We start from the raw sequence: 15,010 nt of genomic DNA, 5'->3' as shown, positions 1-15,010 counted from the left end.
TATTGTTTTAGTGTGGCCTGGGTTCAGAAATCCGCATGACCAGCCCGCTGCACAAACGATGCGGACTTCTGAACCGCCACACTATCGCGGGGCGGGGGCAGCAAGGACGGCTATAAGAGCAAATGATCGTTTCGAAAGGGGACATTGAAATGGACCGCAGGCAATTTCTTAAAAACACCACTGCCGCTGTTGCCGCCGCCGGCACGGGCGCGATGCCGTGGCGCGCGCGCGCACAGGCGGCGCCAATCAAGATCGGCTTGCTCGCGCCGCTCACCGGCGTGGTCGCTTCGGGCGGCAAGGAAATGGTCGAGGGCGTGCAGTTCTATCTGGAGTCCGTGAACTACCAGATCGCGGGCCGCAAGGTCGAACTCGCGATCGAAGACGATGCATCGAACCCCGACACTGCGTTGCAGAAGGCGCGGCGGCTGGTCGAGCAAGGCAACTGCCACCTGCTGATCGGCGACCTGCTCGCCAATACCGGTCTGGCCGTCGCCAACTACGTCAAGGGCACCGGTACGCCGTATTTCATTCCGATCATCGCCGCCGACGACCTGACGCAGCGCCAGCGCATCAAGAACGTGATCCGCGTCGCCGGCTATTCCGCCAGCGCCTTTACCCATCCGTTCGGCGACTGGTGCCTGAAGCAGGGCTACAAGAAAATTGCGACCATCAGCCAGGACTATACCTTCGGCCACGAACAATGCGGCGGTCTGGCGCAGGTCTTCACCGAAGGCGGGGGCGAAATCGTTCAGCAGTTCTGGCACCCGCTCAATACCGCCGACTTCAGCCCGTATCTGGGCCAGCTTGCGGACCTGAAGGTCGATGCGATCTTCGCCATGGAAACCGGCGCGGATGCGACCCGCCTGATTCAGCAATATGCGAGCTTCGGCCTGAAGGGAAAAATCCCGCTGCTCGGTGCGATGAACGCGACCGATCAATCCGTGATCCGCACGCTCGGCGAGGAATGCGACGGCATCATCGCGGCCGCGCATTTCGCCGAAGGCTCCGACAATCCGGTGACGGCGAAGTTCACCAAGGACTACGAAGCCAAGTACGGCAAGATTCCCTCGCTCTACGGTTTCTCGATGTATTCCGGCATCATGTGGGTGGCGGAAGCTCTGGAGAAGATCGGCGGCAAGGCCGAGGACCGCGACGCTTTCATCGATGCCGTGCTCAAGACCGAACTCACGGGATCGCCGCTCGGCAAGACGGTGAAGCTCGATGCCTACGGCAACCCGATCTACGACGTGCAGATCCGCAAAACGGTGAAGCGTGCTGACGGCAAGTACTGGAATGTGCCGATCACGAGCTATCCCGGCGTTTCGCAATTCTGGAAATACGATCCCGAGACCTACATGAAGCAGCCGCCTTATTCGCGGACCTTCCAGGGGATCAAGAAAGCCTAAAGAGCGATCAAGAGAGCCTGATCAGGTACCGTGTCCGAACCGATTCTCACTCTGTCCGATGTCGTCGTGGCGTTCGACGCGCTGCGCGCGGTCGATGGCGTCAGCCTCACCGTGCCGCAGGGCCAGCGCCGCGCCATCATCGGACCCAACGGGGCGGGCAAGACCACGCTTTTCAATGCGATTGCCGGCGCGCTGCCGCCGACGGCAGGAAAAATCGCCTTTGATAGTCACGACATCACGCACCTGCCGCCGCATCGGCGCGCGCGGCTCGGCGTGTCGCGCACCTTCCAGATCACCAACCTGTTTCCGCGCCTCACGGTGCGCGACAATATGGTGTTGGCGTTGCGCGGACGATCGGCGCGCAAGTTTTCGCTGTTTGGCACGCCCGATGTCGACGCGAGCGAGGGATCGCAAATCGCAACGGCGCTGGAGGCGGTACGGATCGCAGGCCGCGCCGATGTGATGGTGAACGATCTTTCCTATGGCGAGCAGCGCCAGCTTGAAATCGCTCTGTCGCTGGTGACGTCGCCGCGACTGTTGCTGCTGGACGAGCCAGCGGCCGGACTATCGCCCTCGGAGCGTTCGATGGTAGCGGAAATCATCCGCTCGCTCGGTCGCGATATTACGGTGGTCCTGATCGAGCACGATATGGACCTCGCGCTCGGCCTCGTCGATCGCGTCACCTGCATGTTCGAGGGCCGCGTGCTGGTCGAGGAGGCGCCCGACGATATCAGGCGCAACAAACAGGTGCAGGAAGTCTATCTGGGACGGCCGCGCCATGCTTGAGGTTCGTGACCTGCATAGCGGTTATGGTGAAGCGCTGGTGGTTCGCGGCGTCTCGCTCGACGTGGCTCAGGGCGAAATCGTCGCCGTGCTTGGCCGCAACGGCATGGGCAAGACCACGCTGATCCGCTCGATCATGGGGTTGACGCCGCCGCAGGTTCGTTCCGGCTCGATCACCTGGCGCGACGAAAGCCTGCTCGGCCTGCGGCCGCATGACATCGCCGGCCGCCGAATCGCAATCGTGCCGCAGGGACGGCGGTTGTTCCCGTCGCTGACGGTGACCGAGCATCTGACGATGCTGAAGGGGGCGCGCGCCAAGGATGGTTGGACGCTGGAGCGCGTATTCGGGCTTTTCCCGCGGTTGGCCGAACGGCGTCATCACCGCGGCGGACAACTCTCCGGCGGTGAGCGCGGCATGCTTGCGGTCGGCCGCGCCTTGATGATCGATCCCGAACTGATCCTGATGGATGAGCCGTCGGAAGGGCTGGCGCCGGTGATGGTGCAGCATCTCGAGGGCATCGTCCGCGATCTCAAGCGCGAGGGATTGTCGATCCTTCTGGTCGAACAAAATCTCTACAGCGCGCTGGCCGTTGCCGACCGCGTCTATGTTCTGGAGACTGGTCAGGTCGTGCATCAGGCCGATGCGGCGGCGCTGGCGCAACAAACCGATGTGCTGTTCGTCCGCCTTGGCGTGAGCTAAGCGATTATCTTTTGACGCGTTTTTTTCACGCGAACCAGTGCCCACTTCGCTCGAAAACGCTATGCCGTCAGATGAAATCGGAATCGGTCAGTTGAAAGCGATCGAAGCGCGGGAACGTTTCGGTCAGAGTGTCGCGTAACTGCACCAGGATCGGCTGGCGATACCGCCCCGGTATTGCAATTCCCGGCAACCGCGGCAGGCACTTGTTGATCCCCGCATAAACAAATACCTGATGCTTCCAGACCCGGCAGGCGGCGCGGATCAAGGTGGCGATATCGCCCGAACCTATGACAGCACCGGGCCGCGCGAAGAAACCGCATAGCAGCGCGTGGCTGATCCCGCGCGTTCTTCGCGACGACGAGACCAGCAGCAGATCGGCCGTCGCATGGACCGCATAGGCGCAGGTCGGATCGCTGATGCGCTCGAACAGGGTTTCGGCATCCCAGTACAGGCCGTTTTCCGAGGCCGGCGTCGCAAAGGGCGTCAGGCGCTCGATCGCTTCGTCCCTGGGCATCGTCCTGACGGGAATTGAAAACAGCAGGCGTCGACCGCGCGGCCAGCCGAGACTGACGCCGATGCGCACCGGCAACGACAAAAAGGGGCGCACTTTCATGAAACGGGCGTTGAGCGGGGCAGAGATCGGATTCGGCAGACCGAGGATGATGCGAAACTGGCCGGCCTCGCACACCCGTTCGGCTTCCTGGTAGAGGTGTCGAACCACGCCCGGCGAACGATAGGCTTTTAGAACGAAGAGGTCGATCAGCTGCGTGGCGCTCACCGGCGCGCCGTCCAGATGGACCTTCTGGTGCAGCAGCACGATCTGGCCGACCTTCTTTTCGCCGTCGAAGGCAGACACGACCGCGGCTCCCTCGCCGAAGCCGCGCTCGTAGAGCCACTTCATCCGTGACGGCGAGAAGGTGACGTCTTTCGACCCGAACGCTTCGGTAGCGATGCGCGCCGTGCTTTCAAAATCGACGGTACGTTCTTCCGAAACCGCGAGCATCCAAAATGTCCCTAACGCGGGTTTTCCGCGTCCCCGTCGGCAGCTTAGCCGAAAACCCCGTACTTGCGAGGGCGGGGGCGAGCCCCCATTTCAACTGCCCAAAGGATTTTGACCATGCTGGATTTCACCCAATACGGCTCGACGGCTCCCGATTCGAGTGCCGCGCCGGTCTCGTCGCCCGACGGCGACCAGCTTTTGCTTGATGCCTATTCCAACGCGGTTATCGGCGTGACCGAGCGGGTCGGGCCCGCGGTGGTCCGGGTCGAGACCGGTGACCGGACGCCCGGCGCCCGGTCGCGCGGCGGGCTTGGCTCGGGCATCGTGATCTCGCCCGACGGCCTGGTTTTGACGAATAGTCACGTGGTCGGCTCGTCGCGACATATCCGGTTGCAGGATATCGAGGGCGTCGTCACCGATGCCCGCGTGCTCGGCGTCGATCCCGATACCGATCTGGCGCTGCTGCGCGCCGACGGCGCGCGGGATTTACAATATGCCTCGCTGGGCAATTCCAGGAATCTGCGCCGCGGCCAGCTTGTGGTGGCGATCGGCAATCCGCTCGGTTTCGAATCGACGGTCACGGCCGGCGTGGTTTCGGCGTTGGGCCGCTCGATCCGCTCGGTGAGCGGCCGGACGATCGAGGACGTGATCCAGACGGATGCGGCGCTCAACCCCGGTAATTCCGGCGGCCCGCTGGTGTCGTCGGCCGGCGAGGTCATCGGCATCAACACCGCCATCATCAGCGGTGCGCAAGGCATCTGCTTTGCGGTCGCGAGCAACACGGCGCAGTTCGTGCTGTCGGAGATCATCCGCCACGGCTATGTCCGCCGCGCCTATATCGGCGTATCCGGCCAGACCGTGCCGGTGCCGCGGCGGCATGCGGTGATCGCCGGCGTCGACAACAAGATGGGCGCGCTTTTGGCGCAGATCGAGCCGGACGGTCCGGCGTCGCGCGCCGGGATCTTGCCGGGCGACGTCGTGATCAGGCTCGACGGCGTCACCATCCATGGCGTCGACGACCTGATCCGCGTGCTCGACCGCGACCGGATCGACCGTACGCTGAAGATGGACATCCTGCGGCTCGGGCGTCTGCGCGAAATCGACATTCACCCGGTCGAGCGCAAGGTGGCGGGGCGATAGACCGCACCGCAACCTTAGGCGCCGCTCGATATTTTAGCCGGATTCGAACCCGCGAAGTTGGTGCCGGGGACGATCGAGCGGCTTTCGTGATAAGGCAGACCGCGGCGGAGAACCGCCTGGAGTTCGCCTGAAGGTAACGGCCTGGCCAGCAGGAAACCTTGCAACAGGTCGCAGCCCAGGCTTTGCAACAAGCTCAGATGTTCTGCCGTTTCCACGCCTTCCGCGACCACCTTCAGGCCGCAGGCGTGGGCGAGATCGATCATTCCACCGAGCAGCTCGCGGCGTTTTTCGTATTCGGCGAGGAAACTCCGGTCGATCTTCACGACGTGGCACGGCAGGTATCGAAGGTATTCGAAATTCGCGTATCCCGAACCGAAATCGTCGAGCCAGATCTCGACGCCGATGGCGGACAATTCGCGCAACCGCTCCAATGTATCGCTGGACCGGTCGACGGCGGACGCTTCCGTCAGTTCGAGCACCAGCCTGCGCGCGGGTAAACCGCTGTCCCCGAGGGCCTGCTCGACCGAGTTGAGCAGATCAGGTAAACCCAGGTTGAGCGGCGATAAATTGACGCTGACTTTGAGGTTGCCATCCCAGTGCGCCGCTTCGTGGCATGCTGACGCGAGAGCCCATTTCAGCAACTGGTTGATCAGCCCGTGCCGCTCCGCTGCCTTGACGAATTCGAGCGGCGAGACATGGCCTCGAACCGGGTTATGCCAGCGCGCGAGAGCCTCGACAACGACCGGCCGGCCATTTCTAGCGTCGCAGATCGGTTGGTAGTGCAAGCAAAGTTCGCCGCCGTTCTTCAGCGCCAGCCTGAGGTCATCTGCGATTTCCTGAAGCTCGTCGGAGCTGGATTTTTTGGCCGACGCCTTTTGCAGCCGGGATGTTTCCATCTGCGGTGAAAGATCCAGCGCTTCGTCGAACACGACCGGCAAGCTCTGTCTTGCATTCTTGGACTTATAGAGTGCGCGGTCGGCTTTCAGCATCAACTCGTCGGCCGTAACAGCGTGGTCCGGCGCCATCGCAATGCCAATGCTCGCAGTCACGTCGGCAGAGCCGAACGCGCCAAGAAAGTACGGCTGCCGAAGCACAAAGGCCAGATCGTTCGCGACCCGAAGCGCGTCAGCGGCCGACGAATCCGGCAGCAGGATCGCAAATTCGTCGCCGCCCAGCCTGGCGCAGGTATCGCTTGAGCGAATGGCGTCCTTCAACCGCATGGCGACGTTCTTCAGGAGCACATCGCCGGCGGCGTGTCCGAGCCGGTCGTTGACCTCCTTGAAGCCATCGAGGTCGAGACACAGCAACGCGCAGCGATTGCCGGACGTCGCGCGCGTCGTCGCTTGATTGAGCCGATCGGTGAAAAAGCGTCGATTGGGCAGCTCGGTCAGGCTGTCATGATGCGCCAGAAACTCGACCTGGGCTTCGGCCTTTCGCCGTTCGGTGATGTCTTCGTAGGTGCAGACCCAGCCGCCGTCTTCGAGCGGTTGATGGTGTATGGCAATCAACCGGCCATCGCCGAGTTCCTGAAGAAATATTCCCTTCTCGCGGCGATCGATGAAGGCTTTGCGTGCCGCATAGATATCATCGAGGCTGCGGCCGGGATAGTTGCCGAGCGAGCAACTGTCGGCCAGCACGTCGTAAAGCCTCATGCCGGTGCGAAGCCGGCTCATCGGCTGATTGTAAATCCGGCAGAACTGTTCGTTGACCAGGTGAAGCCGGTCATCTGCGTCATACAGGCAGATTCCCTGCGGCAGATTCGCGATCGCTTGCTCGAAGCGCTGCCTCAACGCGCCCGGACGTGTGAAACGCCACGACAGGTCGTAACGAATCGCCGCCACCATCTGCGCGAACCGGCGACGCCATGCGAAGGCGCGGGGCGATTGATCTTCTGTCTGGCGCGACACTGTGGTTGTCTTGCCGGCTTCCGAACCGTGCAAATTTTCCGCGATACAACCACAAAAAGGTGAGAACGACCTTAAGAGCGGCAGTGCCGCTTTTGTCGGCACCTGCCTGATTTTCCTCGCAAATGCACGGTTTAGGCCGCCTATTTCAGTGCGCGCGGCTCCGATCTCTCAGGATCGAAAGCAATCGCTAACTGCGATCGAGCCTGCGCTTCGTGCTGCGAGTCATCGATAACGATGCGTAAACGAGGGTCCTCATGGTGAGGAGCGCGGCACGCGCGTCTAGAACCATGAGACCGAACGGGGCCTCATCCTTCGAGACGGCGCTGTGCGCCTCCTCAGGATGAGGAAAACGACTACACCCGCAACGCCGCCAGAAGTTCGTCCGGCTGTTCGACCATCATCATGTGGCCCGCGCCCGGCAGCACGATCGTGCGGGCGCCGGGTATTGCGGCGGCAAGTGTCTTGCCCGCCTTGGCCGGGGTCATCATGTCACGCTCGCCGAGGATGACGGCGGCCGGCACCTTGACCTGAGCCGCGGCGGCAAGCGCGTTCTGATAGGCGTTGCAGGCGGCAAGGTCGCTATGGAGCACGCCGGGCGCGGTTCGTTCCAGCACGCGCTGGGCGCCCTGGTGCATCCACAGTCCCGGCGCGAGGCTGCCGCCGAGTTCGGCCTTGAAGCCCAGTCCCCAGATCGAAACCATGTCGATCGCTGCGATGTCATTGGCTTCGGCCGCCTTCAGCAGATCCGGCCCGACCGTCATGGCGGCGGCGGTTCCGATCAGGCTTAAGCCTGCGACCTTGTCGGGATGGCGTGCCGCGGTCTCGAGCGCAATCAGCGAGCCCATGGAATGGCCGATCAATCTGGCTTTGGCCGCGCCGGCCGCGTCGATCAAGGCGGCGGTCCAGTCCGCCATGTCCGCGATGGTCGCCAGCGCTTTGCCGGCAGAGCGGCCATGGCCGGGCAGGTCGGGCGCCAGCACGGAGAATCCGTGATGGGCGAACCAGCGGCTATGCAGCGCCCAGGTCGAATGATCGAAGCCCGCACCGTGCAGCAGCACCACTGTCGGTAGTGATTTGTCGAACGGCTTGCCACCGGTCGCCACAAACGTCTCAACGCCATTGACCGACAACTGCATGACTTAAACCTTCTGCGAGGCGCGCAGCGCCTGGCCGAGATCGTCGATGATGTCGGCGGCCGCCTCGATGCCGACCGATAGCCGCACCAGCTCTTCGCCGATACCGGCCGCCTTCAATTGCGCGGCATCCATCTGCTGATGCGTGGTAGAGGCGGGATGGATCACCAGCGTCTTGGCGTCGCCGACATTGGCGAGATGGCTGATCAGCTTGAGGGACTCGATGAATTTCTTGCCGGCGGGTCTGCCGCCCTTGATGCCGAAGGAGACGATCGAACCCGCGCCGCGCGGCAACAGCTTTTTGGCGAGCGCATGATCGGGGTGACTTTCAAGCGCCGGATGCAAAACCCAGTCGACGGCCTTGTTCGAGTTGAGGAATTCCAGCACGCCAAGCGTATTGCTCATGTGCCGCTCCATGCGCACGCCGAGCGTCTCGATGCCTTGCAGGAGCTGGAAGGCATTGGTCGGCGACAGGCACGCGCCGAAGTCGCGCAGGCCTTCGGTGCGGGCGCGCATGATGAAGGCGGCCTGGCCGAACTGCTCGTCGAAAACGATGCCGTGATAGCCGGCATAAGGTTCGGTCAGGACCGGAAACTTGCCCGAGGCATGCCAGTCGAACCGGCCGCCATCGACGATAGCGCCGCCGATGGCAATGCCATGGCCGCCAAGCCACTTGGTCGCCGAGTTCATGACGATATCGGCGCCGAGTTCGATCGGGCGGCTGAGAAATGGCGTTGCGAACGTGTTGTCGATCAGAAGCGGAATTTTCGCGTCATGCGCGATTTGCGCCACGGTCGGGATGTCGAGCACCTCAAGGCCGGGATTGCCGATGGTCTCGCCGATGACGAGCCGCGTGTTCGGCCGGATCGCCGCGCGGAATTCATCATGCGCGCGTGGCTTTACAAAGGTCGTGGTGATGCCGAAGCGCGGCAGCGTGTGTGCCAGCAGATTGATGGTGCCGCCATAGAGCGAGCTTGATGCGACGACATGATCGCCGGCATTGAGCAGCGTGGCGATGGCAAGGTGCATCGCCGCCATGCCGCTGGCGGTCGCGATCGCACCGACGCCGGCCTCCAGTGCCGCGATACGTTCTTCCAGTACCGCCGTCGTCGGGTTGGAAATCCGCGTATAGATATGGCCGGCGCGTTCGAGGTTGAACAGCGCCGCCGCGTGATCGGAATCCTGGAAGACGTAGGACGTCGTCTGATAGATCGGCACCGCGCGCGCGCCGGTCGCGGGGTCGACGCGCTGGCCGGCATGCAGGCTCAGTGTCTCGAAGGCAGGCGGCTTGGGGGTGGGCATGGAGCTCCTCGCCTGATGATCTCTGTTGTTCACCTCTTCCCGCCTGCGGGGAGAGGTCGAATTGCGCATGCGCAATCCGGGTGAGGGGAATTCTAGACGTGCACGGCGGTGCGAACCCGGCCGGCATCGCCGAACACGCGCAGGTACCGCTCGACTTCGCTCGGCGCGCCGGTGGCTTTCTCCGGGTTGTCCGACAGCTTCACGGCCGGGTGGCCGTCGACCGAGGTCACCTTGCAGACGATCGAGATTGGATTGAGGTTGACCGAGTCATTAGGTGCGCAGCCGACGAAATCGTTCGTCAGATTGGTGCCCCAGCCGAAGCTGACGCGCACGCGGCCGGCAAAGTGCCGGTGGACTTCCTCGATCGATTCAACATCCATGGCGTCGGAAAATACCAGAAGCTTTTCCTTCGGATTTTTTCCCTTTTGCTTCCACCACGCGATGATTTCCTCGCCGGACTGGATCGGCGGGGCGCTGTCGGGACGAAAGCCGGTCCAGTCGGCGACCCATTCCGGCGCGTCACGCAGGAAAGCCTTGGTGCCGAAGGCGTCGGGCAGCGCGATCAGGAGATTGCCGCCATAGGTGTGACGCCATTGATCGAGAATGCGATAGGGCGCCCAGCGCAATTCGTTGTCGTCTTTGGCGAGAGCGGCGGCGACCATCGGCAATTCATGCGCATTGGTGCCGATGGCCTCCAGGTCGCTATCCATCGCAAGCAGCACGTTGGAGGTCCCGGTAAAGGCCGGGCCCAGCCCTTCCTTGACCGCCTCGACGCACCAGCGCTGCCACAGAAAACCGTGGCGGCGGCGCGTGCCGAAATCCGACAGCCGCAAGCCGTCGAGCTTCCTTAAGCGTTCGACCTTGGTCCAGAGCTTGGCCTTGGCGCGCGCATAGAGCACGTCCAGCGCAAAGCGCCCCTGGCCCTTCATCACCTGGCGCGAGCGCAGCTCATTGAGGATGGCGAGCGCGGGGATTTCCCACATCGTTGTATGCGTCCACGGCCCGTAGAAATTCAGTTCGTACTGGCCATCGACTTTCTTCAGCTCGTATTCGGGGAGGCGGAAGGTCGAGAGATAGTTGATGAAGTCGGGCGAGAACATCTGGGTCTTGCCGTAGAACGTATTACCGGCGAGCCAGATCAATTCCTTCTTGGAAAAGCGGATCGAACGGGCGTGGTCGAGCTGGGCGCGCAATTCGGCTTCGTCGATCACTTCGGCGAGCCGGACGTGCTTCGAACGATTGATGACCGAAAAGGTGACCTGCTGCTCCGGGTACATATCCCGGATCATTTGCACCATCAGAAGCTTGTAGAAATCGGTGTCCAGCAGGCTGCGCACGATCGGGTCGAGCCGAAAGCCGTGGTTATAGGTCCGCGTTGCGATATCGTTGACGGTCATGGGTCAAGTCTAGCGGGCTAGAGAGGCCTCAGCTAGTGCGGTGGATTTGACATTCGCCTCAGCGGCACCGCAAATTCTCATAGCGAATGTCAAATCCAAAACCGCATAGAATCATAAGTTTGCTAGTGTTCCTTTGGTTCTGACATTCGTAAACGAACCTGCCGCGATCGCGTACGAATGTCAGAACCGGAACACTAGTGGGTTTCAGCCGGCTTTGGCTTGCCGGATGCGCATGATGATGTCCTTGACCCCGGTCCAGGCCGGCTTTTCCGGTGCGAATTGCTGCCGCAGGTAGCCAACCAGTTCGGCAAGCTGGTCGTCCGACAGGTGGTCGCCGAAGGCCGGCATGTAGCCGAGATCGCTGGAGACGGGTTTGGCGATGCCGTGCAGCACCACCTGGATCAGGTTGTCGGGGGTTGCGGCATGCACGTTGCTGTTGAGCGCAAGCGACGGCCGGCTGCCGAACAATGGGGGCCCGCCGACCGCGTGACAGACCGCGCAAGCGCCCTCGTAAAAGCGCTGCCCGAATGGCGATGCCGCGACAATGCGTGAGCCCGCCACGCGTTCGAGCTGGGTAGCCAGCGCCTCGGGGTCGGTTTTGGCCGTCGCGGTTTCGTTGAAGGACGCGAGATAGATTGCCATGGCTCGGATGTCGTCATCCGGCAGTGCCTTCAGCTCCTGCACCACCGGCGTCATCGGACCGGCGGCGACGCCATGGAAGCGCGAGAAGCCGGTCCGCAAATAGGTGAACAGTTCGTCCTCGGTCCAGGGGATCGGCGCGTGTGACAGCGACGTCAAGGGCGGGGCTTCCCAGCCCTCGGCAAAGCCGCCGGCGAGATAGGCGCTGTCCTTTTCCGCGCCGAGCGCATTGCGGGGCGAATGGCAGGCCCCGCAATGGCCGAGGCCTTCGACCAGATAGGCGCCACGATTCCAGACGGCCGACTTTTCCGGGTCGGCCGTGAAGGTGCCGGCGTTATGAAAAAGCGCATTCCAGCCAGCGAGTAACGGGCGCCAATTGAAGGGAAAAGCGAGGGCGTGTGGACGGTTGTCACGGGCAACCGGCGTCTGCGCCATCAGATATGCGTAGAGCGCCTGAAGGTCCGCATCGCTTGATTTGGCAAAATGCGTGTAGGGAAAGGCCGGATAGAGTTGCCGGCCGTCGCGATGAATGCCTTCACGCATGGCGCGCTCGAAGGCCGGATATGACCAGTTGCCGATCCCGGTCTCCACGTCGGGCGTGATGTTGGTGCCATAGACAATGCCGAACGGCGTCTCGATGGCATGTCCGCCGGCATACAGCACGCCATCGACCGAGGTGTGGCAGGTCGCGCAGTCGCCGAGCGCCGCCAGTTGCCGGCCGCGTTCGATGGTGGCGGCGGAAAACACGGAACGCTCCGGCCTTTCGATCGGCGCGATCGATCGAAAGGGCAACATCGCCGCGGCAATGCCGACGCCGCCGGCGAGGAGTGCGGCGGCGGTGGCGAACACGCCACGGCGTTTTGCGAACGGATTGGGCCAGCGGCTCAGATCTATTTTCGTCGGCTTCGCCGGTGCGGAGAGGGCGGGCCCGGCCTGTTGGCCGCGAAGCTCAGCCAGAATGCGCTCCGGCGTAAATGGCGGTTCGCGCAAGCGCACGCCAGTGGCGTCAAAGATCGCGTTCGCGATCGCGGCCGCGCTCGGGACGGATGCGGATTCGCCGACGCCGAGCGGCGGTTGATCGTCGCGCGGCAGCATCAGGACGTCGATCTTGGGCAACTGCGGGAATTTGATGATGGGGTAGGCGCCCCATTCGCGGCTCGCGACCGACCGGCCGCTGAACGCGACTTCTTCCATCAGCGCGCGGCTGGTCGACTGGATGACGTTGCCTTCGATCTGGTGGCGCACGCCGTCCGGATTGATCATCAACCCGGAGTCCTGTCCTGCGATGACGCGCGTGACGCTGACATCGCCGGTGGCCTTGTTGACGGCCACGTCGGCGATCCACGCCGACCACGCCGAGCCATAGCCCGGAAACTTGCTGTGCACGTAAAGCGCATAGGCAAAGCCCCGACCCTCCACGACGTCGTCTTCGCTTGATTTTTCCTGCCGCACCGGACGCGGCTTCCATTCGCCGCGCTCGGCAACGGCCTTGACGAGATCGACCGCGCGGGGGTCCTTGAGGTAGCGCAGGCGATATTCGATCGGGTCGACCCCTGCTTCGTGCGCGAGTTCGTCAATGTAGGATTCATGCGCAAAGCTGTTCGGCAGCGCCGAGACGCCGCGAAACCAGGCCGCCCGCATGATGGGCGGCATATCATGCGCCACCACGCGAAGATTGTCGTAGTCGTAGGGCGGGATCGCGGTGCGGTCGCCCATCTCCGAGACCAGCGGCGTCGATGAAACCGCGCCGGTCAGGAGCAGCGCCAGCGTCGGCGCGCCATTGGAAGGGTAACGGCTGGCGAAATCGTATCCGGCAATGCCGCCATCCGCGTTTAGCCCCCCCTTGACGTCGATCAGCTGTGCGGTGCCCTTCGGTTCCCAGACGTGTTCCTGCTCGCGCGTCAATTGCACCCGAACCGGCCGTCCGACCGCGCGCGACAGCAACACGGCGTCGGCGCAGACGTCGTCGGCACAGTTCCGGCCATAGCAGCCGGCCGCTTCCATCCGGATGATCTCAATCTCGGATTCCGGGCGCTTCAGCAAGAGCGCGAGATCGCCGCGCAGCGCGTGCGGGTTTTGCGTACCCGACCAGACCCGCACCTGATCGTCGCGAAACTCCGCCACCGCGCAGGACGGCCCGATCGAGGCGTGCATCTGGTAGGGCCAGAGATAGGTGCGATCGATCGGCTTCGTGGCCTTTCCGAGCGCCGCATCGACATCGCCCTTGTCGATCAGGGTGCGCGGCGTCGACGGATTGGCGCGCAGCGCTTGCTCCACGTCTTTCAGATCGGAAAGCGTCGGCACCTTCTTCCAGGTGAGCTTGAGTTGCGAAGCCGCTCGAATCGCGTTTTCCTCGCGTTCGGCGACCACGCCGACGAAATCGGCGATGCGCACGACTGCGACGAAGCCGGGAATGTCGCGCACCGAGGACTCGTCGACATCAAGCAAACTCGTGCCGACGAAATCGCCGCCATCGACGCCACCGTAAGGCGGCCGCACCACGCGGCCATGAAGCATGCCGGGCACGCGGATGTCGTGGACGTAGACGAGCTCGCCGGTCGCCTTGGCCGGCAGATCGACGCGAGGCACCGACTGGCCGACAATGCGATAGTCGCCGGTGGGCTTGACCGTCACGTCGTCGGCGAGTTCGAGGCGGATGCTGTCGTCGCCGATCAACTCGCCATAGCTGATCGAGCGGTTGTGCCCGCGGATCAGACCGTCCTCGATCGTCAATTCCGCGACGGGCAGTTCGAGCCGTTCCGCGCCGCGCGCGATCAGAAATTGCCGCGCCTGGGCTGCGGCCTTTCGCAGCGGCACGGCGGTAATCTGGATGGTTTCGCTCGCAATCGTCGCGCCCTGGTTGGGCACGCGCGAGGTGTCACCGAGCACCACGACGACGCGCGCAAAGGACACATCCAGTTCTTCGGCCACGATCTGTCCGAGCGCGGTGCGAATCCCGGTCCCGAGATCGACATGGCCGTTGAAAGCCGTGACCGAGCCGTCAGCCGTGATCTTGATGAAGGTCTCGAACGGATTGCCTGCGCTGGCTGCGGCGGGACGCACGACGACCAGCGTCCCCGCGCGATGCTCGCTGTTGCCGGAAGAATCTGATGCGCCCATCAATCGCGTGCCTCGACCACGGCGCCCGCCGCGCGCATCACCGCGTGGAGGATCTCGACATGCGCGCCGCAGCGGCAGAGGTTGTAGCGCAGCGCCTCCATCGCCTCCTGCTCGGTCGGGTGCGGGTTGCGCAACAACAGCGCCTTTGTGGTCATGATCATGCCGTTGAGACAGTAGCCGCATTGCGCGGCCTGCTCGGCGATGAAAGCTTCCTGCACGGGATCGGGAGCGTGGCGATTGCCGAGCCCTTCAAGCGTGAGAATCTCGCGGCCGGCACAGCCTTCGATCGGAATGGCGCACGATCGCGCCGCGATACCATCGATCAGTACCGTGCAGGTGCCACATTCGCCGAGGCCGCAACCGTACTTCGGTCCGTTCAGTTCGAGATCGTTGCGCAGCACATAGAGCAGGGCGGTATCGGGCGACGCGCCGACCTCATGGATCCGGCCGTTGACGTTGAGGCGGATCGAACTCTGCGTCATG

The 15,010-nt window shown here is 63.2% G+C and carries 11 protein-coding genes; 4 read left to right on the top strand and 7 right to left on the bottom strand.

What is annotated here, in order from left to right:
- The first annotated feature begins 149 nt into the window (after window positions 1-149).
- The 3 genes from BUA38_RS03035 to BUA38_RS03025 are packed head-to-tail and all read left to right on the top strand — an operon-like array spanning window position 150 to window position 2,889.
- Window positions 150-1,406: an ABC transporter substrate-binding protein gene (locus tag BUA38_RS03035; RefSeq protein ID WP_072816649.1), complete on the top strand. Its 1,257-nt coding sequence runs from the start codon at window positions 150-152 to the stop codon at window positions 1,404-1,406.
- Window positions 1,407-1,436: 30 nt separating this feature from the next.
- A complete protein-coding gene (locus BUA38_RS03030; RefSeq protein ID WP_072816648.1) occupies window positions 1,437-2,192 on the top strand; it encodes an ABC transporter ATP-binding protein in 756 nt (251 codons plus the stop codon).
- Window positions 2,185-2,889, top strand: a complete 705-nt coding sequence (locus tag BUA38_RS03025) for an ABC transporter ATP-binding protein (RefSeq protein ID WP_072816647.1) — start codon at window positions 2,185-2,187, stop codon at window positions 2,887-2,889. The genes BUA38_RS03030 and BUA38_RS03025 overlap by 8 nt, the downstream gene beginning before the upstream one ends.
- Window positions 2,890-2,956: 67 nt before the next feature.
- Here the strand turns inward: BUA38_RS03025 and BUA38_RS03020 are convergent, their stop codons facing one another.
- On the bottom strand, window positions 2,957-3,892 hold the full coding sequence (locus tag BUA38_RS03020) for a GNAT family N-acetyltransferase (protein WP_072816646.1): 936 nt from the start codon (window positions 3,890-3,892) through the stop codon (window positions 2,957-2,959).
- A 114-nt stretch (window positions 3,893-4,006) separates the two neighbouring features.
- Here BUA38_RS03020 and BUA38_RS03015 point away from each other — a divergent pair, with 114 nt between their 5' ends.
- Complete coding sequence (locus BUA38_RS03015; RefSeq protein ID WP_072816645.1) at window positions 4,007-5,029, top strand: S1C family serine protease; 1,023 nt, start codon at window positions 4,007-4,009, stop codon at window positions 5,027-5,029.
- Between the two features lie 14 nt (window positions 5,030-5,043).
- On the opposite strand, the gene BUA38_RS03010 is transcribed toward BUA38_RS03015, so the two are convergent.
- From BUA38_RS03010 to BUA38_RS02985, 6 genes are all read right to left on the bottom strand, one after another.
- Window positions 5,044-6,936, bottom strand: a complete 1,893-nt coding sequence (locus BUA38_RS03010) for a putative bifunctional diguanylate cyclase/phosphodiesterase (protein ID WP_156898367.1) — start codon at window positions 6,934-6,936, stop codon at window positions 5,044-5,046.
- Between the two features lie 353 nt (window positions 6,937-7,289).
- Window positions 7,290-8,072 (bottom strand): alpha/beta fold hydrolase, encoded by a 783-nt coding sequence (locus tag BUA38_RS03005; RefSeq protein WP_072816643.1) that lies wholly within the window; start codon window positions 8,070-8,072, stop codon window positions 7,290-7,292.
- Window positions 8,073-8,075: 3 nt separating this feature from the next.
- Window positions 8,076-9,371 carry an O-acetylhomoserine aminocarboxypropyltransferase gene (locus BUA38_RS03000; RefSeq protein ID WP_072816642.1) on the bottom strand — a complete coding sequence of 432 codons (1,296 nt, stop codon included), beginning with the start codon at window positions 9,369-9,371 and terminating at the stop codon, window positions 8,076-8,078.
- A 92-nt stretch (window positions 9,372-9,463) separates the two neighbouring features.
- Entirely contained in the window at window positions 9,464-10,768 is a 1,305-nt protein-coding gene (pncB, locus tag BUA38_RS02995; RefSeq protein WP_072816641.1) for a nicotinate phosphoribosyltransferase, read from the bottom strand.
- A gap of 204 nt (window positions 10,769-10,972) precedes the next feature.
- Entirely contained in the window at window positions 10,973-14,527 is a 3,555-nt protein-coding gene (locus tag BUA38_RS02990) for a molybdopterin cofactor-binding domain-containing protein (protein WP_072816640.1), read from the bottom strand.
- Entirely contained in the window at window positions 14,527-15,009 is a 483-nt protein-coding gene (locus BUA38_RS02985; RefSeq protein WP_072816639.1) for a (2Fe-2S)-binding protein, read from the bottom strand. Before BUA38_RS02985 ends, BUA38_RS02990 begins: the two co-directional genes overlap by 1 nt.
- Window position 15,010: the final 1 nt, after the last annotated feature.

This window comes from Bradyrhizobium erythrophlei (assembly GCF_900142985.1).
Lineage (GTDB): Bacteria > Pseudomonadota > Alphaproteobacteria > Rhizobiales > Xanthobacteraceae > Bradyrhizobium > Bradyrhizobium erythrophlei_B.
Note: the sequence above shows the minus strand (reverse complement) of the source record. Positions and strands in the feature narration are given on the sequence as shown.

What these genes read in the sequence shown, in the direction of transcription:
- BUA38_RS03035 (WP_072816649.1), top strand. Translation starts at nt 150, where the DNA reads ATGGACCGCAGGCAATTTCTTAAAAACACCACTGCCGCTGTTGCCGCC.
- BUA38_RS03025 (WP_072816647.1), top strand. Translation starts at nt 2,185, where the DNA reads ATGCTTGAGGTTCGTGACCTGCATAGCGGTTATGGTGAAGCGCTGGTG.
- BUA38_RS03020 (WP_072816646.1), bottom strand. Translation starts at nt 3,892, where the DNA reads ATGCTCGCGGTTTCGGAAGAACGTACCGTCGATTTTGAAAGCACGGCG.
- BUA38_RS03015 (WP_072816645.1), top strand. Translation starts at nt 4,007, where the DNA reads ATGCTGGATTTCACCCAATACGGCTCGACGGCTCCCGATTCGAGTGCC.
- BUA38_RS03005 (WP_072816643.1), bottom strand. Translation starts at nt 8,072, where the DNA reads ATGCAGTTGTCGGTCAATGGCGTTGAGACGTTTGTGGCGACCGGTGGC.
- BUA38_RS03000 (WP_072816642.1), bottom strand. Translation starts at nt 9,371, where the DNA reads ATGCCCACCCCCAAGCCGCCTGCCTTCGAGACACTGAGCCTGCATGCC.
- pncB (WP_072816641.1), bottom strand. Translation starts at nt 10,768, where the DNA reads ATGACCGTCAACGATATCGCAACGCGGACCTATAACCACGGCTTTCGG.
- BUA38_RS02990 (WP_072816640.1), bottom strand. Translation starts at nt 14,527, where the DNA reads ATGGGCGCATCAGATTCTTCCGGCAACAGCGAGCATCGCGCGGGGACG.
- BUA38_RS02985 (WP_072816639.1), bottom strand. Translation starts at nt 15,009, where the DNA reads ATGACGCAGAGTTCGATCCGCCTCAACGTCAACGGCCGGATCCATGAG.